Source organism: Leptotrichia hofstadii (assembly GCF_007990525.1).
GTDB lineage: Bacteria > Fusobacteriota > Fusobacteriia > Fusobacteriales > Leptotrichiaceae > Leptotrichia > Leptotrichia hofstadii.
Genome location: NZ_AP019823.1, coordinates 1829571 through 1855597, shown reverse-complemented (window position 1 = coordinate 1855597; position 26027 = coordinate 1829571). Strand labels below are relative to the sequence as shown.

General features: G+C 30.2%; 19 protein-coding genes and 1 riboswitch. Of the genes, 10 read left to right on the top strand and 9 right to left on the bottom strand.

What is annotated here, in order from left to right; translation table 11 throughout:
• Positions 1-247: 247 nt before the first annotated feature.
• Complete coding sequence (gene clpB, locus FVE77_RS08850; protein ID WP_026747043.1) at positions 248-2818, top strand: ATP-dependent chaperone ClpB; 2571 nt, start codon at positions 248-250, stop codon at positions 2816-2818.
• Between the two features lie 171 nt (positions 2819-2989).
• On the opposite strand, the gene FVE77_RS08845 is transcribed toward clpB, so the two are convergent.
• The 5 genes from FVE77_RS08845 to FVE77_RS08825 form a co-directional block, all read right to left on the bottom strand.
• Positions 2990-4078: a glycerol dehydrogenase gene (locus FVE77_RS08845; RefSeq protein ID WP_026747044.1), complete on the bottom strand. Its 1089-nt coding sequence runs from the start codon at positions 4076-4078 to the stop codon at positions 2990-2992.
• Positions 4079-4219: 141 nt separating this feature from the next.
• Positions 4220-4846: an HAD family hydrolase gene (locus FVE77_RS08840; protein WP_026747045.1), complete on the bottom strand. Its 627-nt coding sequence runs from the start codon at positions 4844-4846 to the stop codon at positions 4220-4222.
• Positions 4847-4870: 24 nt separating this feature from the next.
• Positions 4871-5695, bottom strand: a complete 825-nt coding sequence (locus FVE77_RS08835; RefSeq protein WP_026747046.1) for a hypothetical protein — start codon at positions 5693-5695, stop codon at positions 4871-4873.
• A 107-nt stretch (positions 5696-5802) separates the two neighbouring features.
• The gene (locus tag FVE77_RS08830) at positions 5803-7515 is read right to left on the bottom strand and encodes a proline--tRNA ligase (RefSeq protein ID WP_026747047.1); all 1713 of its coding nucleotides are present in this window, start codon (positions 7513-7515) and stop codon (positions 5803-5805) included.
• 123 nt (positions 7516-7638) lie between these two features.
• Positions 7639-8421, bottom strand: a complete 783-nt coding sequence (locus tag FVE77_RS08825) for a hypothetical protein (protein WP_006803550.1) — start codon at positions 8419-8421, stop codon at positions 7639-7641.
• A gap of 132 nt (positions 8422-8553) precedes the next feature.
• Between FVE77_RS08825 and FVE77_RS08820 the strand changes: the two genes are divergently transcribed.
• From FVE77_RS08820 to FVE77_RS08790, 7 genes are all read left to right on the top strand, one after another.
• Positions 8554-9843, top strand: coding sequence for a hypothetical protein (locus FVE77_RS08820; protein WP_026747048.1), 1290 nt, complete (start codon positions 8554-8556; stop codon positions 9841-9843).
• A gap of 127 nt (positions 9844-9970) precedes the next feature.
• Positions 9971-10399, top strand: a complete 429-nt coding sequence (locus FVE77_RS08815; protein ID WP_006803552.1) for a hypothetical protein — start codon at positions 9971-9973, stop codon at positions 10397-10399.
• Positions 10400-10559: 160 nt separating this feature from the next.
• Positions 10560-10841 (top strand): HU family DNA-binding protein, encoded by a 282-nt coding sequence (locus FVE77_RS08810; protein WP_026747049.1) that lies wholly within the window; start codon positions 10560-10562, stop codon positions 10839-10841.
• A gap of 673 nt (positions 10842-11514) precedes the next feature.
• Entirely contained in the window at positions 11515-12483 is a 969-nt protein-coding gene (locus FVE77_RS08805) for an ABC transporter substrate-binding protein (protein WP_026747050.1), read from the top strand.
• A gap of 46 nt (positions 12484-12529) precedes the next feature.
• The gene (locus FVE77_RS08800) at positions 12530-13507 is read left to right on the top strand and encodes an ABC transporter substrate-binding protein (RefSeq protein WP_026747051.1); all 978 of its coding nucleotides are present in this window, start codon (positions 12530-12532) and stop codon (positions 13505-13507) included.
• 50 nt (positions 13508-13557) lie between these two features.
• Entirely contained in the window at positions 13558-14703 is a 1146-nt protein-coding gene (locus FVE77_RS08795; protein WP_026747052.1) for an ABC transporter permease, read from the top strand.
• Positions 14703-15488, top strand: a complete 786-nt coding sequence (locus FVE77_RS08790; RefSeq protein WP_006803559.1) for an ABC transporter ATP-binding protein — start codon at positions 14703-14705, stop codon at positions 15486-15488. The genes FVE77_RS08795 and FVE77_RS08790 overlap by 1 nt, the downstream gene beginning before the upstream one ends.
• A 516-nt stretch (positions 15489-16004) precedes the next feature.
• Here the strand turns inward: FVE77_RS08790 and FVE77_RS08785 are convergent.
• The 4 genes from FVE77_RS08785 to ribH all read right to left on the bottom strand — a co-directional run bounded on the left by FVE77_RS08785 (position 16005) and on the right by ribH (position 19814).
• Positions 16005-17225, bottom strand: coding sequence for a bifunctional 3,4-dihydroxy-2-butanone-4-phosphate synthase/GTP cyclohydrolase II (locus tag FVE77_RS08785; RefSeq protein ID WP_026747053.1), 1221 nt, complete (start codon positions 17223-17225; stop codon positions 16005-16007).
• 38 nt (positions 17226-17263) lie between these two features.
• The gene (locus FVE77_RS08780) at positions 17264-17941 is read right to left on the bottom strand and encodes a riboflavin synthase (protein ID WP_006803563.1); all 678 of its coding nucleotides are present in this window, start codon (positions 17939-17941) and stop codon (positions 17264-17266) included.
• Between the two features lie 94 nt (positions 17942-18035).
• Positions 18036-19151, bottom strand: a complete 1116-nt coding sequence (gene ribD / locus FVE77_RS08775) for a bifunctional diaminohydroxyphosphoribosylaminopyrimidine deaminase/5-amino-6-(5-phosphoribosylamino)uracil reductase RibD (protein ID WP_026747054.1) — start codon at positions 19149-19151, stop codon at positions 18036-18038.
• A gap of 198 nt (positions 19152-19349) precedes the next feature.
• Positions 19350-19814 carry a 6,7-dimethyl-8-ribityllumazine synthase gene (gene ribH / locus FVE77_RS08770; RefSeq protein ID WP_026747055.1) on the bottom strand — a complete coding sequence of 155 codons (465 nt, stop codon included), beginning with the start codon at positions 19812-19814 and terminating at the stop codon, positions 19350-19352.
• A 286-nt stretch (positions 19815-20100) separates the two neighbouring features.
• Positions 20101-20238, bottom strand: a riboswitch (FMN riboswitch).
• Positions 20239-20454: 216 nt separating this feature from the next.
• On the opposite strand from ribH, the gene FVE77_RS08765 reads away from it, so the two are divergent.
• Positions 20455-21762 (top strand): leucine-rich repeat domain-containing protein, encoded by a 1308-nt coding sequence (locus FVE77_RS08765; protein ID WP_026747056.1) that lies wholly within the window; start codon positions 20455-20457, stop codon positions 21760-21762.
• Positions 21763-21988: 226 nt separating this feature from the next.
• Positions 21989-26020 carry a PAAR-like protein gene (locus tag FVE77_RS08760; RefSeq protein ID WP_232052910.1) on the top strand — a complete coding sequence of 1344 codons (4032 nt, stop codon included), beginning with the start codon at positions 21989-21991 and terminating at the stop codon, positions 26018-26020.
• The last annotated feature ends 7 nt before the right edge of the window (positions 26021-26027 follow it).

Below are 26027 nucleotides of genomic sequence, written 5' to 3'. Positions count from 1 at the left end.
AGATAGCTAGTAATTCAGCTATAATTTTTTTATTATTATAAATTTTAAAAAATATTTTATATTTTCTGAATACCTTAATTACAGTATTTGGTAAGTATATTATAAATTTTTTGAAAAAAATGTAAAAAAATTTTCAAAAAAAGATTGACAAAAATATTAAATAGTGATATATTATATTTATTAGCAATCATACAAGAAGAGTGCTAATAAATAAAAATAATTTAAACTAAAAAAGAAGGTGATGTGTATGGAACAGAACTTTACGCAAAAAAGTATTGAGGCTATTTCAGAGGCTAATAACTTTGCGATTAGATATAGACATTCTGATATAAAGGTGGAACATTTGCTGCTTGCTCTTGTGGGGCAGATGGATGGATTGATTCCTAGTGTGCTTAAGAAAATGGGGATTGATACGACTGATATGATTAGGAAAATTGAGAGCAAACTGGAAAGTTTTCCTAAGATTGAAGGCGGAAATAGTGAGCCAAGAGCGAATAGTGAATTAAATAGAGTTCTCGTTGGAGCAAGAGATATTGCAAAGAAAATGGGAGACAGCTATATTAGTACAGAACATTTGTTTTTGGCAAGTTATGATAATAACAGCTTTTTAAAAGATTATGGAATAAATAAGAAACAGTTTGAAACTGTACTTGAAAATGTAAGAGGAGGTAGAAAAATTATGACAGATAATCCAGAAAGTACATACGAAGCATTAGATAAATTTGGAAAAGATCTGGTTGAACTGGCTCGAAAAGGTAAACTTGATCCAATTATTGGAAGAGATAATGAAATCCGACGGGCTATACAGATTTTATCAAGAAGAAATAAAAATAATCCGATTCTGATTGGTGAGCCTGGAGTTGGGAAAACAGCTATTGCAGAAGGGATTGCACAAAGAATACTAAAAGGCGATGTGCCAGAAAATTTGAAGGACAAGACAATTTTCTCGCTTGATATGGGTGCCTTGGTTGCAGGAGCGAAATATCGTGGTGAATTTGAGGAAAGATTAAAAGCGGTACTAGAAGAAATTGAAAAAAGTGAAGGAAGAATAATTCTTTTCATTGATGAAGTACATAATATTGTGGGAGCAGGGAAAACAGAGGGATCTATGGATGCTGGAAACCTTTTGAAGCCAATGCTTGCACGTGGGGAAATAAAGGTTATTGGGGCTACTACGATTGATGAATATAGAAAATATATTGAAAAGGATGCGGCGCTTGAGCGTAGATTTCAGCCTGTAATGGTAGATGAGCCGACTGTGGAAGATACAATTTCAATTTTACGTGGATTGAAAGAAAAATTTGAAATTTTCCATGGAATTAGAATTACGGACAATGCTATAGTTACTGCGGCTACAATGAGTGACAGATATATAAATGACAGATTTTTACCAGATAAGGCGATTGATTTGATTGACGAGGCGGCTGCAAAAGTGAAGACTGAAATTAATTCGATGCCGACAGAACTTGATGAAGTTACAAGACGTGTTATGCAGCTTGAAATTGAAAAAGTGGCACTTGAGAAGGAAAAAGATCAGGCTTCTAAGGATAGACTTGTTACATTGGAAAAAGAATTGGCAGAACTTAATGAGAAAAAGGCTGCATTTAAGGCACAATGGGAAAGTGAAAAGCAGGAAGTTGAAAAAATTCAAAATATTAATACAGAAATTGAAAAAGTTAAGCTTCAAATTGCTGATGCACAAAGAAAAAATGACTATAACAAACTGGCTGAACTGCAATACGGTAAATTGCCAGCACTGGAAAAACAAAGGGCAGATGAAGAAGAAAAAGCCAAAAATCAAAATCCGGATGCAAATAAATTATTAAAACAGGAAATTGACAGTGAAGAAATAGCAGAAATTGTTGGAAAATGGACTGGAATACCAGTTTCAAAATTATTACAGGGAGAACGTGAAAAAATCTTACATCTTGCAGAACAGATGATGAAAAGAGTAATCGGACAAGATGAAGCAATCACAACAATAAGTGACACAATAATTCGTTCACGTGCTGGATTAAAAGATCCAAACCGTCCAATTGGTTCATTCATTTTCTTAGGACCAACAGGTGTTGGTAAGACTTATTTGACAAAAACTCTTGCATTTAACCTGTTTGACGATGAAAGCAATATTATTAGAATTGATATGAGTGAATACATGGATAAATTCAGCACCACAAGATTAATCGGAGCGCCTCCAGGGTATGTAGGATACGAAGAAGGTGGTCAGTTGACAGAAGCTGTAAGAAGAAAACCTTATTCAGTAATCCTGTTTGACGAAATTGAAAAGGCTCATCCAGATGTATTTAATATTCTGTTGCAGCTACTTGACGATGGAAGGCTTACAGATGGTAAAGGGAAAGTTGTAGACTTTAAGAACACAATTATCATTATGACTTCAAATATTGGAAGTGAAATCATATTAGAAGATCCGCAAGTTTCAGAGCCAACAAAAGAAGCTGTATTAAATGAAATGAAACATAGATTTAAGCCAGAATTCTTGAACAGAATTGACGATATTATCGTATTTAAAGCATTAGGAAAAGAAAGCGTAAAAAATATTATCTCACTTATCCTTGATGAAATAAACGATAAATTAAAGGAACAATACATAAAAATTGAATTTACAGACAAAGCTCTGGACTACATCGTAAACGAGGCTTATGATCCAGCTTACGGAGCAAGACCTCTAAAACGTTTTGTTCAAAAAGATATAGAAACTAACTTATCAAAAATGATTTTAAGCAACGAAGTACCTGAAAATAGTACAGTTGTGCTGGATAGTGATGGGGAAAAATTAATTTACGATGTGAAGAAATAAATTAGGAATTGAATAAAACTTTAAAGTGTTTTTTTGGGAAAAGTAAGGAAGTATCAGAAACGGTGCTTCCTATTTTTTTATAAGTAACTAAAAATAATGGAGCGCCATAACGACGCTCCGTACGAAAAAGTGAATTTAAAAATTAAAAATCAAATATTTTATTGTTAGTTATTAATTTTTACCAAGTTCATCTGCTACTAAAATAGCTGCAAAAACATCATCAGCAGTAACTTTGAATGGCATATTATGGATTGTTTCACCTTCGGCTGTACTTGCCTTTGCTACTTCATACAGTCGTTCTTTAGAAACACTTCCCATTCCCAATTCATCCAATGTTGTTGGAAGCCCTACACTCTTACAGAACTCTACAACTTTTTTGATTTCACACAGACATCTGTTTTCCAGAACTAATTGCGTAATTGTTCCGAATGCAACTTTTTCTCCATGATACATATGGTGTCCTTCTTCGAGAATTGTAAGTCCGTTGTGAATAGCGTGAGCTGCCGCAAGTCCTCCACTTTCAAATCCAATTCCACTTAAATAAGTATTTGCTTCGATTATATTTTCAACAGCTTGTGTAACTACTTTATTTTCCACCGCAATTTTAGCTTTTAAACCATCTTGGAACAGAGTATTTTTACACAATTCTGCAATTGCAATAGCGGCTTTTGTAATTCCTCCTCCAGCGATTGAAGAGGCATTTGAATCAACACAGGCTTTGGCTTCATAGTAAGTGGCAAGTGCATCTCCAATTCCAGCAACAAGAAGTCTGGCAGGCGCATTTACTATTACATCGGTATCCATTATTACCATATCAGGATTTGCCTTTAAGAACAGGTATTCTTCAAATTCTCCATTTGGAGTGTAGATTACTGACAAAGCGCTGCATGGTGCATCTGTTGAAGCAATTGTCGGAATGATGAAGACAGGAATATTTTCGTAATACGATACTGCTTTTGCCGCATCAAGAGTTTTTCCTCCACCGATTCCAAATACTGCATCACATTTTTTTTCTTTTAAAATATCAATATTTCGGTTAATTTCATTTTTTGAACATTCTCCGCCAAAAACTTCGATATGGTAGTTTACGCCTTCTTTTTCAAAACTTTCAACAATTTTATCCTTAAAATTATCAAAAATAAATTTATCTACTAAAAGATATGCTCCGCTGTCACCACGTAACTTGTAATAAGTTGCCAAATTGGCAATTTCATCTTTCCCTTGAATGTATTTTGATGGTGAATTAATAATCTTTGTCATAAAAATCATCTCCTATAAAATTTAAATTTGTTTAATAATATTATAGTGTATTTTTTCACAAAGTCAATAGGAAATTTAAAGTAAAAATCAGAAAATTATTCAAATCTAATGTTTGAGGTAACTCCCTGATTTTTAAATTTATTAAATTTTCAAAATATTTTTCAACTCTGCTTCTAATTTAGTGTAATCTGGCAGATGAAGTCCTCTGATTCCTTTATTTTCAGCAGCTTCAATATTTTCCTTTATATCATCAATAAACAATGTTTCTTCTGGAATTAATCCAAATTCATAAAGAAGAGTGTCATAAATTTTTTCTTCTGGCTTTAAAAGCTTGAAATAGCATGAAACTAGGCAGCCTTCAAATAATTTAAAGAAATCGTTGTGTTTAAAGACATATTCGTATGAGTCCTTGTGAAAATTTGAAAGTACATATAATTTGTATTCATAATGATCTCTTAATTTGTAAAGAAGTTCAATATTTTCTTTTATAGGCTTTAACAATTCAAAAAAGTCCTTGTCAAAAAAATTATCAATTTCAGCAGCCAAATGTGGACTTCTTTCCTTAAAAATTTTCTTGGCTTCAGGATAAGTCAAAGTTCCCCTGTCAAGCATTAACCATTCCTTTGTATTAATTACATTTTCATGAAATGCCTCTCTTTTTTCTTTAGGTAATTTTTCTTCTAAATACGTATCTTTGTCAAAATTTATTAAAACATTTCCTAAATCAAATACTATATTTTTTATTTTTTTAGAATTTATATTTTCCATTTTGTTTGCACCTCTAACTATTTTTTATTTTATATTTTCTTTCTGTTTTTGATAATCGACATTTACAAAAATAATTGATATTAAAGATATAGAATATATTGCGGACAAAGCTGGGATAAAATTTTCTATAAATGCTTTAAATACTAACATTCCTATATTTTTAATGTCTATATGCAACCAAATTATAAAGAACGCTACTACTATTTTAATTATTTCTTTTATAATAACAAAAGCAATATTTTCAATTAAAAAACAGACTATATATCGCCATCTGTTTGATTTGGAAACTTTTAAAGTGTATTTCAATGTTTTTCTCAAAGATAAATCTTTCGACATATGAACTTGTAAGAAATAAATAAATACACAAACCATAATGGCTGTAAAAATTAGTGTAATTAATAATATTTGACTGGTTAATAGAAATAATAGATAAGAATAATTATATTGAAAAAAATTCATATAAAAATTGCATATCGTTATAATTAAAATAGGTATTGAAATTATAATTACTGTAATAAATGCTCTTATATAAGATTTTAAAATATTATAGTTTTCTTTTTTATCAGTCAGCTTAAAAATAATTTTTCTGTATAAAACCCAGTATGTTGCATATAGTGGGTATGTTAAAAAATGATTATAAAATATATATTTAGTATTTTCTTTTAAATCTAATTCCACATCAGTTTGTAGTTTATTTTCCAACATTGCAGAAATCAGTAAAATAGAAAAAATTAAAAAAATCCACCTTTTTTCTTTTTTTATAAAATACCAGAATAGTTTAAATGCTTCATTGAAATAATCAAGAATAGAGATATAACTGTTTTTTAACTTTTCTTTCAATATTTTCATTTCTTTCTCCCAATCCTAATTAATATTTTTCCTTTTAAACAGGTATTTTAATCTGTTGCACATAATGTACATTCTTCTTAGATATAGAATTTATGTGTCAAAGATTTTTACTCAGCCATAAAATTATTCACAAACTTTAAAACGTCCTCAACTTTCACATCCGTACTTTCTCCAGTTTTTCTATCTTTCACTTCCACAGTTCCATCAGCTGCACCTTTTCCAACGACTATTTTTAGTGGAAAACCGATTAAGTCGGCATCTTTAAATTTGAATCCTGCTCTTTCATTTCTGTCATCTAATACTGCTTCAATTTTATTTTGATTTAGTTCATTATACAATTTTTCACCTATATTTACCTGTGTTTCATCTTTCATATTGGCAATTACTACATCAACATGGTAAGGGGCTATTGCTTTTGGCCAGATTATACCGTATTCATCGTGGTTCTGTTCAATTGCGGCTGAAATGATTCTTGACATTCCCATTCCGTAACATCCCATTTTCATAACTGCCTGTTTTCCATTTTCATCAAGAACAGTAGCATTTAAGGCTTTTGAATATTTTTCCCCAAGTTTGAAAATATGCCCAACTTCTATTCCACGTGCAATTTTTAGGATACCTTTTCCATCAGGGGAAATATCTCCAGCTCTCGCAGTTCTGATGTCTGCAGCTAAGTCGTATGCCAAGTCTTCAATATTTACGTTTACATAGTGATAATCAGCTTTATTAGCACCTAAAGCAAAGTTTCTTATATATTTTACAGTTTCGTCAATTACAACGTATAAGCCTTCTTTTTTCTCATAAGAGCCTGCATATCCAGCAACCAGTCCGAATTTTTCACATTCTTCCTCGCTCATCATTTCAAGTTCTGTAGAAGCTCCAATTACATTTTTTAATTTTATAGGATTTACATCCAAATCTCCTCTAATTAGAGCCAGTACAAATTTTTCCCCATCTTCAAGAACTTCTTTTAACATTACCGCCTTTACAGTTTTTTCTTTAGGGATATTCAAGAAATTAGCCAGCTCTTCAATTGTTTTTGCATTTGGAGTTTCAACTAATTCTTTTGGAAGTTTTTCTTCATAGCTTTCCTTTAATTCAATAATGCTTGTTGCTTTTTCAACGTTTGCCGCATAATCTGAAGAGTCGCTGTATAAAATATCATCTTCTCCGCTTTCTGCAAGCACCATAAATTCGTGTGAAGCATCACCTCCAATAGAGCCAGTATCAGCCTCGACTGCCCTGTAATTAAGTCCCATTTTTTCCAAAATTCTAGAATAAGTATCTTTCATATTCAAATATTCCTCGTCAAGTGATTCCTGTGTCAAATGAAAACTGTAAGCATCCTTCATTACAAATTCTCTTCCACGCATAAGCCCAAATCTTGGACGCATTTCATCCCTAAATTTTGTCTGAATCTGATAAACGTTAAAAGGCAGTTCCTTATACGATGAAATTGAATCTCTTACAACATCTGTAATAACTTCTTCATGAGTAGGCCCAAGCGAAAATTCCCTTTCGTTTCTATCTTTTAATCTCATAAGTTCAGGTCCATAGGCAAACCAACGCCCAGATTCTTCCCAAAGTGAAGCAGGCTGCAGTACAGGCATAAGAAGTTCCTGAGCTCCTGCTCTATCCATTTCTTCTCTTGTAATATTTTCTATTTTTTTTAGAACTCTATATCCAAATGGTAAATAAGTATAAACCCCTCTCGTAAGCTGCTTAATCATAAATGCTCTAAGCATAAGCTGGTGGCTCACAATTTGAGCCTCTTTTGGTGCTTCCTTATATGTTTTTAAAAATGCTCTTGATAATCTCATATTTTCTCCTTCTATATTTAATTTTATTGTACTGTAATGCTTGTATTGTATATTTTTTTTGAATTTTTAGCAATAGTTTTTTGAATATTTTTGTGTAAATATCAAATATTTATTACAAAAAAATTAATTGGTAATTTGATATTTTTCTGTACTAGTAAGTTTTGAATTTTTATAATATTCAAATTGAGATAAATCTTTATTAACTCTGTATTCCCATATATTTTTAGGTTCTTCTAAAAATAATGAATTGTCCTTTTTGTAAATTGTAAAAGTAATCTGGTTTTTATTATTTCTTACTATTAATTTATTATTTTCAAGAGTAAAAGTGTATTCTATTTTTTTGAAATCATTGGTGAGCGACCAGATAAATTTATTATCATTTATTTGTTTTACATAAAATGCCATATTCATTGGAATAACTACTAAAAATCCTCTATCTGTTGCATAATTTGTTATTTTGTAAGTATCTGGACTTATTAGTTTAGTGTCGCCTCCTACTATGTTTAAATTATTTTTTGATTCAGCTCTGTCAGCTTTTACATTTTTTTTATAATTGGAGTAAAAATCATTTTCATCATAACGAATTACATCGCTTGAATATTTTATTTTCCCTTTTTTATTTGTTTCATAAACTTTAAAATCCTTTTTTAACACATCAGAAAAAAATTCATAGTAATTAATAATAGCAAGTCGTGTTGGAATAAAAGCTAAATAGTTTCCAGCATTTAACTGTGCAAAGTATGCTTCTTTGTCTTTAGAAGCATTAACAACAGTTGTAAAGGGTAAAGTTGCAGTTGACATTCGTACATTAAATTTTTCAAAATTATTGTAAGTTTGAGCATTGTCAGCACTTAAAATAACTGAAAGTAACAAAAATTGTAAAATTAAAAAAATCTTTTTTTTCATTTAAAATCCTCCATAATTTAATATCATTTTATTATTATAGCTTTATTTAAAAAGAATGTAAAGGTAGATTTTGAAATTTAAACTATTTTGGGGTATAATAAAATCAAGAATGAAATAAAAAGGTGATAAATTATGTTTTCTGGAAAAAATGAGGAAAAATTGTCAGTTGAACTGCTAGATATGGCAGTTGACACATCTGAAATGATTAATATTAAAGATTCAAGAGTGATTTATATAAATGGTGCAGGGAAACTTAAAACTTTTTTTTCGGACGGCTATTACCCAACTAAAATAAGACTTAATGGTATTCCTCTTGTTCGAATAAATTCTCCATATTGTCCTACTAGCAATTCTTTACTTGCAACTGGTTATGGAATAGAAAATGCAAAATGTCAGGAACTTATGGAAATACAGAAAGAAATTAATACTGATTTCATTTCACTGGAAAATTCTATAAAAGCAATGGAGTCATTATTAAAACTTTTTGAAACAGGATTTTATTTGATAGCAGAGGCGGAATGTTATCCAACTGATGGAAATGGAAATTTTTTCTGGAATGTTCCAAATGAATTTACGGATTCTCCAGCAACAGGTTTAGCATATTTAAAAGACAGTGATACAGACACATCTTATGTATTTAATCAGCCAGTTTATCTTTATCCAACACAGACAACAGATTGTTATAATGAAGAAAGAGTAGAATATTATATTGATAAATTCAATAATGAAGATAATAATGAACCAAGAGCGATTGTGTATAATTTTGGCGGTTTTATAAATTTTGTAATTGATGGACACCATAAGGCATGTGCGGCGGCTTTGCTTGGAAAACCTTTGAAGTGCCTGTTGATTATAAAGGGTGAATATTCTCAAAATTATGGCGAAGATAATCAAATTTTTTTAAACTTTTTAAGTTCAAATATAAGAAAAGAAGATATTCCAATAAAATATCAGCCATTTTTAAAGGAAAAAGAGAAAAATTGGGGATCAATGATTATAAATGAAGGAACTGTAAATAAAAGGCAATGGGAAAATAAATATACAAATTCATCAAAAAAATATCCTAGCCTTATAGAATACGCAACTAAAGTTGACGATTTAATTTATGACAGTATAGAAATAACAGATAAACTGATTAATCATTGTCTTACAAATTTTGATGAGGATAGCCAAATAAAAGCACGAAAAATTTTTAATAATTTAGAATTTTTGGATGTGGAAAAAGCAAAAAATTTTGCAGTCCGATATGCTAAAGCGAGTTTAAAACAAGAAATTTCTAATAAGTTGAAATTAGTAATATATAATTTTTTAGTTAATATGAAGAATAATACGGAAGTAGAGCAGATATTTATTGATTATATAGTTTATAATGAAGATAGGGATGATCCTGTTTTGGAATTGATTAATTCTTACTGGAAATAGAAAAATTGTTAATAGAATTTAAATCTGAGCATTTGGAAATTTGTATAACGTGTGGTATAATTACCTTAGAAGAACAGTAAAATTATTTTAAAATTACTAAAAAAATTATAAAAAGGAGAGATTTGCAATGAAAAAACTTATTTTATTGGGATTATTGGCATTTTCAGCTTTTGGAATGGCAGAACCTTATAGAGATGAAAGAGGTGTGCTGTTTATGAGTGAGGAGGAATGGACAGAATTTTACAATAAAGATGGTCAGGAAGTAGCCGCCTGTGTGCCAATTGGATCTATAATTATGGAAGAAAGCTACATAAAAGATGGTAAGAAAATGACACATACTTTAGCAGAAGTACAAAAAGGAATTAAACAATTTAATGAAATGCTAGGTGAAACTGGACTTCGTGATATTCATGGAGGAAAAGATAAAATTCATGAGTTTTACTATGCGGCAGTATGTAAAAGACCTACACAAAAGCAATATGATTTAGTAGGTTCTCCAACATTCAAAAAAACAATGGAGAGAATTTTTGAAACTCATAAAGCTATGGAAGATTAAAATATAAAAATTTCCAGTCAGAAAGGGAGAGATTTGTCAGAATATTTTTTTCATAGTTGAGACTTTTTTCAATTCTTAGCTAAATAAATAACTTGACAAATGAGTAAAATGTGGTAACATATAATAAATAATGTAATTAAAAATGTCTGGAGGAGATGCGATGTCAAAAAAAGAATTTGTAGATGCTTATGCAAAAGCAACTGGAGAAACTAAGAAAAGGGCAGAAGAGTTAGTAAACGCTTTTTTAGGAACGGCAGAAGAATTTTTAGTAAAAGGTGAAAGTATCCAATTTGTAGGTTGGGGAACTTTTGAAGTAAAAGAAAGAGCGGCTAGAGAAGGAAGAAACCCTTCAACTGGGAAACCAATCAAAATAGATGCTAAAAAAGTAGTAAAATTCAAAGTTGGAAAAAAATTAGCTGATAAAGTTGCTGACGCTAAATAATAAAATATTCTATTTTTAATAATTTAAAGCTATCTTGAAGATTATTTATTTTTTCAAGATAGTTTTTTTATATCATTTTATTTTAATCTATATACTCTTTTAAAATAGAAATAAATTTTTATGATAGAGTTATTTGATAACTAATTCACAATCATTAAACTTTTTTATTTCCGTAGGATTGCTCATTGCCGCAAATCCTACAACCTATGGCTAGACTACGACTTTTATTTGCCCAACTCCGAAACTCCTCCTTTCAGTCGTCAAACAGTCGCAGTTGAACAAATAAAAGCTCCGTCGGTTTATTAAAACTAAAAAATTATATTTTAATTATTTTGAGATACTATTTTTTTTATCTTTTATCAAAAACATTTACAAAAAAAGAAAAAATCTAAAAATTATGGAAAAATATTTATTGATTAAATAAAATAAAAATTAAAGAAGATTTTATTTAATTTAAGAATGAAAAAATAAATCAAAAAAAATTGTTATAAAGGAAATAATAATATTGCTTTAAAGAGAAAAAAATGTTATTATTTTATAGTAGGAAAAAATATTATCTGATTTTGCTGAAAAGATAATATTTTATTAACTCAAAACTTTAAAATAAATTTTAAAAATTATTTTGAATGTTCTGAGAAAAGTTGTAGGATAGTAGGAAAGAGAGGAAAAATTGATGAGAAAATTATTGATTTTAATTAGTGCGTTGACACTTATGGTTTTAAGCTGTGGAAATTCAGGTAGTGAGAATAAAGGTAGCAGTGGAGCTGGGACAGGCTCTAAGAAGTATAGAATTGGAATTACACAGATTGCATCACATCCAGCACTTGACAGTGCAAGGGAAGGATTTAGGGCGGCTTTTAAGGAAGCAGGAATTGAAGCTGATTTTGATGAGAAAAATGCAAATGGAGAAACAGCTAATGCGAATTTGATTGCTAATAACTTTGTTAGTTCAAAAGAAGATTTAATATTTGCAATTGCGACAAACGCGGCTCAGCCGGCGGCACAGGCTACAAATGACATACCTGTTGTATTTGCTGCAATTACAGATCCGCAGTCAGCTGGAATTTTGAAGGATAATGTAACGGGTGTAAGTGACAGAATGGATGTAAAACAGCAATTGGAATTACTGTTAAAATTAGATTCAAAAATAAAGACAGTTGGAGTACTTTACAATTCTTCGGAACAAAATTCAAAGGTTCAAGTGGAAGATTTGAAAAAAGCGGCAAAGGAACTAGGAATAAATATTGTTGAAAAAAGTATTGTTCAAGCAAATGAAATACCTCAAGCGGCAGATAATTTAGTTAGGGAAACAGATGCAATTTATTTGCCAACAGATAATCTTGTGGCATCTGTTGTAAGCTTGATTACAGATAAAGCAACCGCGGCTAAAAAAATAGTATTTGGTGGGGAAGCGGCTCATGTAAAAGGCGGAGCCTTGATTACACAAGGTGTAAGTTATTATGAAATAGGGAAAGAAGCTGGTAAAATGGCAATTGAAATTTTGAAAAATGGTAAAAAGCCGGCTGAAATACAGTTTAAGACAATGCCTTTAAATGAAATTGTGGTAAATGGAAATACTCTTAAGACGCTTGGAATTTCGTTGCCTGAAGATGTAAAAGCCAAAGCGCAGATTGTTCAATAAAATTTTGATAAAAAGATTTAGCGAGATAATTAGGAAAGGAAGAGAAATGAAAAAAATATTATTAGTAGTTATAAGTTTATTAATGGTATTGGCATGTGGAAATAACAACAGCAATACTGTCAGTGGAAATAAAGGTTCACAGTCAACTGATAATAAACAAGTTTATAAAATTGGTGTAACACAGTTCATGGAACATCCATCACTTAATTTGGCAAAAAAAGGATTTGAGGATGCATTCAAGGAAGCTGGGATAAATGCAGACTTTGATGAAAAAAATGCAAATGGGGAAGTAACAAATGCAAATTTGATAGCTTCAAATTACAAGGCAGATAAAAAAGACCTGGTATTTGGGATTGCAACACCATCTGCACAGGCATTGGTAAATAATATTACAGATACTCCAGTGCTATTTTCAGCTGTTACAGATCCAGCAAGTGCAAAACTTCTGAATCCAAATGTAACAGGAACAAGTGATAAAGTAGAAAATATTGCAGTACAATTGGATTTACTTTTGAAAATAAAGCCTGATGTAAAAAAAGTTGGAGTTTTGTATAATCCATCAGAACAAAATTCGGCCGTTCAAGTTCAGGAAATTCAAAAAATTGCCAAGGAAAAAAATATAGAAGTTGTGTTGCAGGGAATAAGCAATTTTGGTGAACTGGCACAGGCTACTAAAAATTTATTGGGAGTAACTGATGCATTGTATTTACCAACAGATAATCTTGTTGTATCAGGGGCAAACTTTGTCGCTTCCGAAGCGATTGCAGCTAAAAAACCTGTAATTGCAAGTGAAAACTCTTCTGTGGAACTAGGAGCATTGTTTACAATGGGACTGGACTATTATGCATTAGGAAAACGTACCGGAGAAATGGCAATCGAAATTCTTAAAGGGAAACCAGTTTCTCAAATTCCTTTTGAAACTTCAAAGCAAATGAAACTGTACGTAAACCAGAAGACAGCACAGGCATTAGGACTGGATATAAAAAATCCTATGTTTAATGGAGCTGAATTTGTAGGGAAATAAATAACAAATCAGAGAAAACAGAACAGAAAAGAAAGAGAGAAAAAAGTTAAATGAATGAATTATTAGTATTTTTACAAAGTCTTCCAGAGGCTTTTAAAACAGGGTTTATATATTCGATAATGGTTATGGGAGTGTATTTGACTTATAAGATACTGGATTTTCCTGATATGTCAGTAGATGGAACTTTTCCATTAGGAGGATTTGTATTTGCGGCATTTGCACTTTCTAAAAATGGTTTTTTTGGAATAACAAGTCCGATTATGGGTCTTATTTTGGCAGTAGTGTGCGGAATGATTGCAGGATATATTACAGGAGCATTGCATGTTTATCTAAAAATTAATGGATTGCTTTCAGGGATTTTGGTAATGACAGGTCTTTACAGTATAAATTCCAGAATTGTTGGAATGCCTAATGTGTTTATCTCGCCAGAAAGAAGTATTTATGAAATAATTTCTTATGAAAAGAATTTTATACCTTTTATAATTATGTTTGTTATTTTACTTATTTTAAAAGGTCTTTACGATTATAAAATAAAAGAAAATAAATATATGATCAGAAGTCTTACTGTTTATATAGTTTTTGTAATTGGATTGATAATTTATGTAGCAAATACAAAAGATGTAAAACTTATGCTTACAATACTTATCGCATTTATTATAAAAATGGTTATTGATTATATCTTGACATCAAAATTTGGATTTGCATTAAGAGCATTGGGGAATAATGAGCAGCTTGTAGTAAGTCTTGGGGTAAATGAAAAAAGACTAAAAATATTTGGATTAATGCTTGCAAATGGAGTCGTGGCATTAGCAGGTGCATTATTTGCACAAAATATTAAAGTTGCAGACTTACAGTCTGGAGTAGGAACAATTGTTATTGGACTTGCGGCAATTATTTTAGGACTTGGAGTATTGAAAAAATCACAAGTAATAAACGAAATTTCCATTGTTACAATCGGATCTTTAATGTATTATTTCATAATAAATCTAGCATTGATGTCAAATAGCTGGACAAGAAATATGTATGAAGGACTTCATTTTAGTGATAATGTTATAAAGATACTGGAAGTTAAGCCAACAGATGTAAAAGTTATAACAGCGATAATTCTTGCAGTAATTTTATGGAATGAGTTGATTCAGAAAACTAAAAAAGGTAAGAAAAAAGTAAAATTGATTGAGAAGGGAGAGGCAAATTAATGATAGAGTTAAAAAATTTACATAAAACTTTCTTCTCTGAACTGGGAACGGAAAAACAAGTATTTAAAGGCTTGAATTTTACAATAAATGACGGTGATTTTATAACAATTATTGGAAGTAATGGTGCTGGAAAGTCTACGCTTTTGAATGTATTAAATGGACAAATTATTCCAGATGGAGGGAATGTTGTTTTAAACGGAAATGATATAACAAATGTAGAACAGCATAAAAGAGCAAAATGGATTTCACAAGTTTACCAAAATCCCACAATGGGAACAGCTCCATCAATGACAGTGCTAGAAAATTTGTCAATGGCTAAAAATAAAGGAAAGCGTTTTAACTTTACCTTTGGATTAGATGTAAAAAATATTGAATTTTATAAAAAGCAATTGGCAAGTCTGGGACTTGGACTGGAAAATCAATTGTTTACACAGGTAGGACTGCTATCTGGTGGTCAAAGACAATGCCTGTCGTTAATAATGGCAACTTTGAACCGTCCAGACATATTATTATTAGACGAACATACAGCGGCGCTTGACCCTCAAACTTCAGAAATAATTTTGGAAAAGACAAAGGAAATTATTGAAAAAAATAATATAACAAGTCTTATGATAACACATAATATGCAAGATGCCATAACTTATGGAAATAGACTTATTATGCTTCATGCAGGAGAAGTAATTTTTGATATAAAAGGTGAGGAAAAGAAAAAACTGACAGTGGAAAAGCTGCTTGAAATGTTTAAAACAAAAGATGCAAAGTTATCTGATAAAGATATATTTTAAATATATACTCAAACCTATTTAAAATTAAACTACTAAAAATTATATAAATTTAGGGTTTGAGTAAAATAGTCATAGCCTTTTGAGTTTAGTTTTAAAGCAGTTTTACTATAGAATAGCATTAAAACATAATCTAATGAACTGGATGATAAAATCAAAAGTTTCTGGATTATGTTTTTTATTCCTCATAATTATATAAAAAATATCGTTTAACAATTGATGAAAAGTATCTAAAAATATTTATGACTTAAAGATTTTGAATGAGGAAATATATGGCTTTTTCAAAATTAGATTTTGTTCAGAACTTATAGAAAACACTATAATTTTTTATTGCTTGAAGAATATTTTATAGAAGGAAATTATGAAAAAATTTAAGAAATAAATAAGAAGAATTGTTGAAAGTTAAATTAAAATAATGAAAATCATTTTAAAATAGAGTTAATTTTATAAAAAGCTTAAAATAAAACTCAGATATTTTAGCAAAATAGCCATAATACCTGAGTTAATTGAAGCAATTTTCTATAAATTCTGTTTTAATAAATGTCCCATTTTTTCTTTCTTTACTTTTAAATAACTTTTATCCACATCATTTGCAGTAATTTCAATTTCTGTGCGTCCAGCAACTTTAACTCCGTATTTTTCAAGTCCTTCAATTTTCTTTGGATTATTAGTTTTTAAGATAATAGATTTTATTCCAAGATCCTTTATAATTTGCGCTGCCACAGCGTAATCCCTTAAATCATCAGAAAATCCCAATTTATGATTTGCTTCAACAGTATCATAGCCTTCATCCTGAAGCTTGTATGCCTTTAATTTGTTCAAAATACCAATTCCACGTCCTTCTTGACGTAGATAGATTAAAAGACCTTCTCCACTTTCTTCCAGTTCATATAAGGCTCTATGAAGCTGTTCTTGACAATCGCACCGTCTTGAACCAAAAACATCACCTGTCAGGCATTCAGAGTGAAGTCTGACAGTGACATTCTCTTTATTTCTTATTTCGCCTTTCATAACTGCAATATATTCTTTATGTTCGATTTCATCGCTATAACCTGCAAAAGTAAAGTTTCCAAATTGTGTTGGAATATCAACAACTGCTTCATTTTTAACTAATTTTTCGTTTTTTTTTATGTAAACAATCAAATCATCAATTGTAATTAATTTTAAATTATGTTTTTGGCAAAATTCAAATAAGTCATTTCGACGAGCCATTTCCCCATCTTCCCTTAAAATTTCCATAATTACGCCTATATCAGAAAATCCAGCAAGCCTAGATAATTCAACAGCAGCCTCAGTATGTCCTTTTCTTTCAAGAACTCCACCTTCACGTGCGATTAGCGGGAATATATGCCCTGGTTTTCTAAAGTCTTTTGCAGTTTTTAGAGGATTTGCCAAGTCTTTTATTGTTTTTAATCTATCGCCTGCAGAAATCCCAGTAGTTGTACCTTCCAGCGAGTCAACTGACACTGTAAAAGCAGTTCCATAATAATCAGTATTGTGCTGAACCATTGGGTCTAGTTCAAGCTCTTCTGCACGTTTTTTGGACATTGGGACACACATAAGACCACGTGCTTCCTTAATTATGAAATTTAAAGTTTCATAAGTTACTGCATCAGCTGGAATTATAAAATCCCCTTCATTTTCCCTGTCTTCATCGTCAACAACCACTACTGGAATACCATTTTTTAAATCTTCAATTGCAGCTTCAATGCTGTCAAAATTCATCTTTTTTTCTGACATTTAAAATCACTTCTTTCTTCTTGTTTTATATTTTTTAATTAAAATCCATGTTTTTGTAAAAATTCCATTGTTAAATTGGATTTTTTGCCTTTATTTTCTGTATTTTCAAAATTGTCAAACTTTAATATTTTTTCAACATATTTTCCAAACAAATCTGTTTCAATATTTACAAAATCCCCAGTTTTTTTCATTCCAACGGTAATATTTTCAATCGTATGTGGAATAAGTGAAACCGAGAAAATTCCAGCGTTATCGTCTACATCAATTATTGTAAGGCTCGCTCCGTCAATCGTTACACGTCCTTTTTCAACAATGTATTTCATATTATTTTTATAATTTTTATCCAGCTGGAATTCATATACTTTTGCGATCCCTTTATCTGTAATTGATACAATTTTAGCCTCACAGTCAACATCTCCCATTACAAGATGTCCGCCTAAAAAAGTCGTAAGTGTAAGTGACTTTTCAAGATTAACAATGTCTCCAGCCTTAGCACGTTTTAAGCCGCTTCTTTCAATAGTTTCAAACATCACATCGGCAGTAAAGTCGTTTCCATTTAGTTTTGTAACAGTCAGACACACGCCATTTACAGCGATGCTATCCCCAATCTGCGCTTTTTCAGCGACTTTTTTCCCCCTTATTGTAATTTCGATACTTGCAGCTTTTTTTGCAATATCAATAATTTTTCCAGTTTCTTCAACTAAACCAGTAAACATAATTTTCTCCTGATTTTTAATTTTTTATTTTAAATTATAGTACTTCTAATTTAAAATGATAGTGTAAAGTTAGATTATATTTATAACCAATCTACTAGCTATAACTTTTTTGTAAAAATTCCATTCCAACATTTTCATCATAAACATTATATTTTACGTTTTTCAAAACGATGGCTCCATTCATATTTTTTTTATCAAATCCAGCAATAAAAGATTTTCCTTCAGTATCGCCTAAAATTTTATTAGCAATGAAAATTTCTCCAGCATCAATAACATCTTCTTCAAATGCCTGTGAAATAAGTGATTGACCACCTTCCAGCAAAATTGAGTCAATTCCTAACGTTCCAATTTTTTCAAGAATTTCTTTAAAGCTGAATTTTGTACCATTTAAAAATACAAATTTAACCTTGCTATTTTCAGAAAAATCTAACTGCTTTTCAGAATTTTTATTTTTTTCTGATGTAACAATTATCGTCTTTTCATCAATATTTTCCTTAATAATATTATGAATTTTTTCAGTCTTTAAATGCGGATCAATAATTATTCTGTATGGATTTACACCGTTTTCAATTCTCGCAGTAAGGCTTGGATTGTCAGCTAAGACAGTATTTATCCCAACCATTATTCCCATAAATTTATTTCGGTAAAATTGCACTTTTTCACGTGCTGTTTGGTTTGTAATCCATTTGGAATTTCCTGTTTTTGTAGCAATTTTTCCATCTAGAGTAATCGCACATTTTAAGAATAAATATGGCAATTTTGTCAGAATATATTTAAAAAACACTTGATTTATTTTGTCGCATTCTTCTTTCAAAACATTTTCAGTAACTTCAATTCCAGCATTTTTCAATATTTGTATACCTTTTCCAGCCACTCTTGGATTTGGATCAGATGAGCCGATAACGCATCTTTTTAGTCCCAATTTTACAATTTTTTCTGCACAAGGAGGTGTTTTTCCATAATGCGAGCAAGGTTCCAATGTAACGTAAATCGTAGCATTTGATAAATCTTTAGAATTTTTTGAAGCTTCGTCCAAAGCATAAACTTCGGCGTGAGGTCCTCCAAAATACTTGTGATAGCCAGTTCCAATAACTTTTTCATCTTGAACGACGATAGCTCCAACCATTGGATTGGGATTTACTGACCCAACTCCTTTTTTTGCCAGTTCAATTGCCATTTTCATATATTTTTCATCAATATTTTCATTCATTTTATTTTTTCCTTTATTATAGTAAAACTGATTTAAAACTAAACTCAAAAGGCTATGACTATTTTACTCAAACCCTAAATTTACATAATTTTTAGTAGTTTAATTTTAAATAGGTTTGAGTATAATTCATGATGCTATCAATTAAATTTATAATTTTATTTTTATCAAAATTTTCTGAAAATTTTACAAAAATATTTTTTATCCAATTTCTTTTATTAAATTAATCATTTCGATTGCAGAAAATGCAGCATCTGCACCTTTATTTCCAGCTTTTGTTCCGGCTCTTTCAATAGCTTCTTCAATGTTGTTTGTAGTTAAAACTCCAAAAATTACAGGTAATTCACTTTGCAATGAAATTTGGGCAACTCCTTTTGAAACTTCTGAACAAACATAGTCAAAGTGTGGTGTAGAACCTTTTATAACAGCTCCAAGAGTAATTATTGCATCATATTTTTGTGTATTTGCTAATTTTTTTGCAATTAGTGGTATTTCAAAAGCTCCTGGAACCCAGGCAATATCAATATTTTCTTCAGAAACATCATTTCTCTTCAATACATCCAAAGCTCCGCCAACTAATTTGGAAGTAATAAACTCGTTAAATCTTCCAGCCACAATCGCTATTTTTACATCTCTTCCATCAAATTTTCCTTCAAAAGTTCTCATTTTCAAATCATCCTCTCGTTATCCATATTTTAATTCTCTTTAAAAACAAAAATCATAACTTATGAGTCTGGTTTCAAAGAGGTTTGACATACTAAATAAAAAAATAAAATTTAAAAACATTATTTGCTAATAAAACAAAAAAGCCAAGAACGTTATGATTCAAGGCTTTTTTGATATTTAAAAGGTAGATGATATATAATTTAATTAATGCTGAATGTATCAAAATTATTCAAAATATTGCATATAAAATACAATAAAATTGAAAAATAATTTTAAACAGCCAACAATTTCACTTCTACCATCTAGACTATAACTATCGGTACTGGAATCACACCAGTTCATGTCGTTTTCATTTTAATTAAAATAAAAACAACTCGTGGACTTTACCACCGGTCGGGAATTTCGCCCTGCCCTGAAGCTTTAAATTTATTTCTAAATTAATAATATCACTTTTTTACTATAATTACAAGTACTTTTTCAAAATAATGTAAAATTTTTTTTAAAAAATCATTTTTTTTATTGACAAAAGTTAAAACATAAGGTATTATTATATAAATTAAAATAAAATGAATAAATATAAAAATATTTATAGAGAATAAATTTTTTGTTAATTAAAAATAATAACATAACAGGAGGCAAAATGAGAAAAATACTGGGAATACTAATTTTTATAGTATTTATGGCTTGCAGTAACAGTAAAAGCGAAGAGTTGAAAGAAAACAGGAATGCAAATGAACAAATGGCACAAATTCAGACAAGTTCTAAAAATGCAAAAAGCTGTACAGAAGTAGGAAAGTACAGTATTAACGCTGAAAGAATAGAATTGAAAAATAAAGAACTGGAGGAGATAAACTGCATTGCAAATTACAAAAATGTAAAAATTCTTGATTTACGCTGGAATAAAATAAAAGATATAAAACCACTGGAAAACCTAAAGAAGCTGGAAGTATTGAAAATAAATTTCAATCAGATAGAAGATGTAAAGCCGTTATTAAATTTGCCAAATTTAAGGGAATTATGGATACATAACAATAAAATAAGTGATATTAGAGGGATTGGAAAATTAACAAAGCTCGAACACTTGGATGTAAGTTTTAATCCATTAAAAAATGGCGTTGACGAAATTTCTCAATTAAAAAACTTAAAAAGGCTGGAATTACGTGAAGTTCCAAAAGAAATAGTGGATTATGTATATGAAAATTATCGTAATTTTATGATTCCTGAAAAAATATTTATTGAGCAAAGATACCCGGAACTTACTGCAAAGAGAGAAAATGTAGCAAAATATCCTAATTTTTCAGAATTTGAAAGTAAAATAAATAGTTTTGAAACTGTTAAAATTGTAAATAGTCTTTCTGTAAAAGAAATTTCAATAGATAAAGTTCCAAAACAAATTCAAGAAACAATAAAAGATTACAATAAGATAATTGACGAAGAAGAGCATAAAATAAAAACGGTGGAAGGTTTTAAAAATAAACAATATGAAATATATGTTATTTCATTGCCGTATGCTTATGCTGGAAAGTCAAATAGTCAAATAGTTTTTATGAAAAATGGAAAAGAAATTGCAGGTGATACAGCCTATCTAAGTTCACAATTAGAAAGTATTGACGGAGATAATCTATTTTTATCAATAGTTGCAGCAAGTGGTGCCACAAATTATGCAATAACGGATATGAAAAGTGAGCAGATGTGGAGGGAAGAATTTAGGGATTTTGGAGTAATATCATCTAAGAGAACAGGTAAAACTTTTATTACGGCTTCAAAGGAAAATGTTGTTAATGTAAGGGAAAGTTATGGTACAGACAGTTCAATAATTCATAAATTAGCAAATAATGTCGCAGTTGAGGAAATTTCAAATGAAGAAGGATGGAAATATGTCTATTTTTATAATAAAGAGGGAGGTTATTATATGAAAGGCTATATACATAAGAGCCAGTTAAAATAGTTTATAAAAAGTAATTATAAATAAGAATTTTATACTATTCTCTGTTTAAATAGTAAATATTTTATAAATTTTAAATTACATATTATTAGTTTAAAACTTTTTATTATTAATATAATTTCTGTTTTTTAATGAGATATTTAGTATAAAAGAAAGGACGTGATAGCTTTTTTAGTATTAATAAAATTAGTTTTGTGAAAGTTTTAAAATTAAAAGGGGGAAATTAATTGTGGTAAACAGGAAATTTAATGGGGTAGATATTGGGGATAGTGCGGTTGAATTTTTTGAAAAATTGGCTGTACTCGAAAGTACAAAAGAATATACACTCGGTATTGATAAAGCTGATGCGAAATATATTGGGAAGTATCAGCTTGGAACGGATGCGTTGATAGATATGGGATGGCTTGCAAAAGGTTCGACTTGGGGAAATACTAAATTTATTGGTGAAGCTGTGACAAAGTGGAAATTGACAAGCAAGAAAAGTTTTTTAAATAATCCTGCTGCTCAGGATGAGGCGATGATGAAATCGCTTGTATTAAGATGGAAGGTTGTAAAAAAACATACAGATAAAATATGCTCAAAAATAAATATTCCATTGGATGCAAAGTATCTTTGTTTTGGAAAAACTACTGTAACAAAAAAAATAAAAGGAAAAAAAGTAAAACTTCCAATAGAAGGAAAAAATGGAGAAGTATATAAAAGATTTAGAAGTAAAAAGTCACAAGGCTATAAATCAGAGGATTTAAGAGGAAAAAGCATTATTCTGACATCTTCTGGATTGCTTGCCGCTTCGCATTTATGTGGGCAGAATGCTATGAATGATGCATTAAAAAATAATTTTAAAGGGGAATATGCTATTCCTGTTGATGGGAATGCTGTTCCATCTCTGTTTTATCATGAAAATTTGGCAGGATACGATTTATCAGTAATTATTGGATTCAAGGATAATTGCGAAGTTGGGCATAAAGTTGTGGAGAAGAATCACGCTCAGACTGATAACAAAAACATAAATAAACAGGCTGTAACTCAGCAGAAACCTAAAACTAATGTTTCAAATAATTCTCAGCAAAAACCAGTTCAAACACAAAAATTTACTTCAACCTCGAATACTGTAAAACTAGAAAATGCTGAAAATGACAGCAAAGCAGGAGTATATACATTTAATGGGCAGAAATTTGAGGAAGTCTGGGATAGTGAAGAATATAAAAGGGATAGGAATGAAAATAGCAAAGCTCCTGAATTAGCTTTTGTAAATCCTGAAGAAGCTATTTTGAAGAGGTTGCAGGCTAAATTTCAAGATGAAAATCTTTATAATCAGAATTATGTAAAATATTTGGAAACTAAGACTGGCAAAAAAGTGCTGGAAGAGAATAAGGAAGATATAAATATTATTTTGAAAATGTATGATGAGGCAACAAAAGACAACGAAAACATTGGGAATGTAATAAGACAGCATGGGTTTGATGTTTTGAGGGGAAGAGAGGAGAATAATGAAGTTTTACGGATACAGGATATAATTTATTATATTTATTCGTACCCTATTCCAAATAAAACTAGCATAGAGTCGCTGGAATACGTGCTTAGCCAATATTCAGCAAAATATGTGAAATTTCCTGATAAAAAGCCTGTAAATAAATTTAAGAAGCAAAATGATTATGTGGATAAAATACAGGGTGTGATTAAGATACATGTGAAAGATGAGGAAGTTAAGATTGAAAAAAATCAATTACCTGAAAAATATGATAAATACATGCAAGGAATAAAGGATGTTGACGAAATTGTTATAAAAGTTAATAAAAAACAACCATCAGAATTGCAAAAGACAAGATGTGAAAATTTGATACGAGAACTTGGAGAAAATGAGTTGGAATATGAAAAAAGTTATTCTATGGATGAAAATGGGGTAAGACAGTTTCCTTTGTCAAGAAGGCTGATTGATAATATAATAATTGAATTTTTGAAGGTTCAGACTGGATTTAAGGAAGAAAATGAAATTAAGTATTTTGATAACCATAAATATAGAGATAGTAACATAGTGAGAAATTACTTGTTATGGTATATAAAAAAACACAAGGGAATAGATTTGCCTTCAAAAAGCGAAATGGGGCTATTTGACAGACTTGAAAAAATTGGAAAAGATATAAGAGTGACAACTGTTCTTAATGACTGGATAACTTCAAAATCAGCTATAAAGGTAAGAAATATAAGGGAAATAAGTAATCTGATAGATGAAGTCTATGAAAATTACAGGGATAATTCAGATTTTGAGAAAGATAAAAGCATTATTAAGGCTTTATTTAAGGATAGCAAGGAATTAAGGGATTATGGGGCAAATATTGATTCTATGGACTTGTATTCTTTTTATAAGTCGTTTTATGATTTGCAAAATGTTATAAATCCTACTGGAGAGCTGTTTGTAAATACTAACTGCATGTTAAAGTGTACGCTTGGAAAGGATATAAGCAGGTTAACAATAAATGAAGATAGAGTTATGCTTAAAGGAGCAAAGCAGGCAAATATAAATGACACAAATATTCAGCCTTTTAAATCGTGCAGTGCTATTGGGACTTGTCAGCCTGCATTAATAGGGACATGGGAGAAAAATACAGATGTGAAAGTGAGAGATAGGCCTGCATTACTGGATATTTCTACTATACAATGCATGCACGGTGGAATCATAAGTATTGATGATGCTGGACAAAAAGAAGTAGGAACGGCTGTTACCAAAACGGAAGAAGTTAAGGAAGCTGAGAGAGATGCAGATTGTCAATACGGATTGCTGATAAATATTTGCAGTGATATAAATAATAATTTTATGCAGACGCAACTAAAAAAAGAGGCACAGAAATATGCTAAATGGAAAAAATATAAAGCTGGGGTAATGGACAATATGCGTTCTTACTTTGCAAAGGATGTAAAAAATATGCTTGGAATGAGAAAATTAACTGATTCCGAAAAAAAAGATAAAGAAAATTTCATAACGAAAAATAAGGCAAAAATGCAAATTGCAAATCAGGAAGTTACTTCAGAAAAGGAAAAATATTTAAGGCAAAGGATATTTTCTGCTTTTAAAGAAGCATATAAAAGAACAAAACAAAAATCAGCACCTAAATTTGATACAAAAGGAGTGGTAAAAAATCACGGATTAAGCCTATGTGATTATGAAAGAAAAAATTTTTATTCTGCAAAAATGCTTCCAGTAATAACTTATGGTTATTTAATGCGGGCTGGAAATCTAACTATAACAGAAAATGCAAAAAAATTGATTGAATCAGAATTAAATAGTGATATAAACACTACAAATACAGGACAAATAAAATTACAAAACTACAAAATACAAAATAATGTAAAACAGGCAAAAGCAGTTCCAAAACAAAGAATAAAATCATCAGATGTATCAAACTGGATTGGAATAGGGAAAATGCTTTATACTTCTACAAAACACGCTCCAACTGCAAATGATATTTTAAATGTAATAAGAAAAAATGCGAGAAGTGTGGCAGTATGTCCGTTCAGTCAAGGAGAGTGGGATGAGACTCATAGATCATCAAGTAGGATAAGTATGAATAATAGTGTTCAGAAGAAAGTTGAGAATGGCTCTGGGAATCAGATTAATGGAAATGAAAGTAAAAATTTACAAAATAATACACAAACTATAAAAGATGGATTAAAAAAGACTTCTGATGTTAAGTCTGTGGGACAGACAAATAACCCTTCAAATAATTCAGATTCAAAACAGATTCAAACCTTAAAACCAAAAGAAAGTGAAAAGAAAAATTGTTCAACTTGTCCGCATGAGAATCAGAAATTGGATTGTAGAGACACTTGGGATAAAGTTACTAATGAAAGAATAAAAAAATTAGATCCTAGGATTAGATGTCATGCGAAAAATTTTATAAACAGAGTAGAAATTGAATTAGGTTATAAATTTAGAATATCTGATGGTTATAGAGATTTCAAGCATCAAGCAGGCTTAACTACTGCAATAAAAGCACCTCCAGGAAAAAGCTATCATAATTATGGCTTGGCAATTGATATAGTTCAAATAACCAATAATGGAAAGTCAGACAGTTATAAACTTTTAGAAAATCCAAATAACAAAATAGCAAAAATTGGGAAAGAAATTGGTTTTGAATGGGGAGGTCATTGGAAAACAAGAGATCTTCCACATTTCGAAATGAGATTTGGAAAACATTGGAGTGAATACCTTAGAGAATATAAAAAAAGAGGTAATAAATTGGGATATAAATTTGAGGAGTAAGATAAAA

Excerpts from the sequence above, each read along its gene's own strand:
- FVE77_RS08840 (WP_026747045.1), bottom strand. The coding sequence starts at position 4,846 with ATGGAAAATATAAATTCTAAAAAAATAAAAAATATAGTATTTGATTTA.
- FVE77_RS08835 (WP_026747046.1), bottom strand. The coding sequence starts at position 5,695 with ATGAAAATATTGAAAGAAAAGTTAAAAAACAGTTATATCTCTATTCTT.
- FVE77_RS08795 (WP_026747052.1), top strand. The coding sequence starts at position 13,558 with ATGAATGAATTATTAGTATTTTTACAAAGTCTTCCAGAGGCTTTTAAA.
- ribH (WP_026747055.1), bottom strand. The coding sequence starts at position 19,814 with ATGAGAACTTTTGAAGGAAAATTTGATGGAAGAGATGTAAAAATAGCG.
- FVE77_RS08785 (WP_026747053.1), bottom strand. The coding sequence starts at position 17,225 with ATGTCAGAAAAAAAGATGAATTTTGACAGCATTGAAGCTGCAATTGAA.
- FVE77_RS08810 (WP_026747049.1), top strand. The coding sequence starts at position 10,560 with ATGTCAAAAAAAGAATTTGTAGATGCTTATGCAAAAGCAACTGGAGAA.
- FVE77_RS08845 (WP_026747044.1), bottom strand. The coding sequence starts at position 4,078 with ATGACAAAGATTATTAATTCACCATCAAAATACATTCAAGGGAAAGAT.
- clpB (WP_026747043.1), top strand. The coding sequence starts at position 248 with ATGGAACAGAACTTTACGCAAAAAAGTATTGAGGCTATTTCAGAGGCT.
- FVE77_RS08830 (WP_026747047.1), bottom strand. The coding sequence starts at position 7,515 with ATGAGATTATCAAGAGCATTTTTAAAAACATATAAGGAAGCACCAAAA.
- FVE77_RS08820 (WP_026747048.1), top strand. The coding sequence starts at position 8,554 with ATGTTTTCTGGAAAAAATGAGGAAAAATTGTCAGTTGAACTGCTAGAT.
- FVE77_RS08825 (WP_006803550.1), bottom strand. The coding sequence starts at position 8,421 with ATGAAAAAAAAGATTTTTTTAATTTTACAATTTTTGTTACTTTCAGTT.
- ribD (WP_026747054.1), bottom strand. The coding sequence starts at position 19,151 with ATGAATGAAAATATTGATGAAAAATATATGAAAATGGCAATTGAACTG.
- FVE77_RS08780 (WP_006803563.1), bottom strand. The coding sequence starts at position 17,941 with ATGTTTACTGGTTTAGTTGAAGAAACTGGAAAAATTATTGATATTGCA.
- FVE77_RS08805 (WP_026747050.1), top strand. The coding sequence starts at position 11,515 with ATGAGAAAATTATTGATTTTAATTAGTGCGTTGACACTTATGGTTTTA.
- FVE77_RS08815 (WP_006803552.1), top strand. The coding sequence starts at position 9,971 with ATGAAAAAACTTATTTTATTGGGATTATTGGCATTTTCAGCTTTTGGA.
- FVE77_RS08765 (WP_026747056.1), top strand. The coding sequence starts at position 20,455 with ATGAGAAAAATACTGGGAATACTAATTTTTATAGTATTTATGGCTTGC.
- FVE77_RS08790 (WP_006803559.1), top strand. The coding sequence starts at position 14,703 with ATGATAGAGTTAAAAAATTTACATAAAACTTTCTTCTCTGAACTGGGA.
- FVE77_RS08800 (WP_026747051.1), top strand. The coding sequence starts at position 12,530 with ATGAAAAAAATATTATTAGTAGTTATAAGTTTATTAATGGTATTGGCA.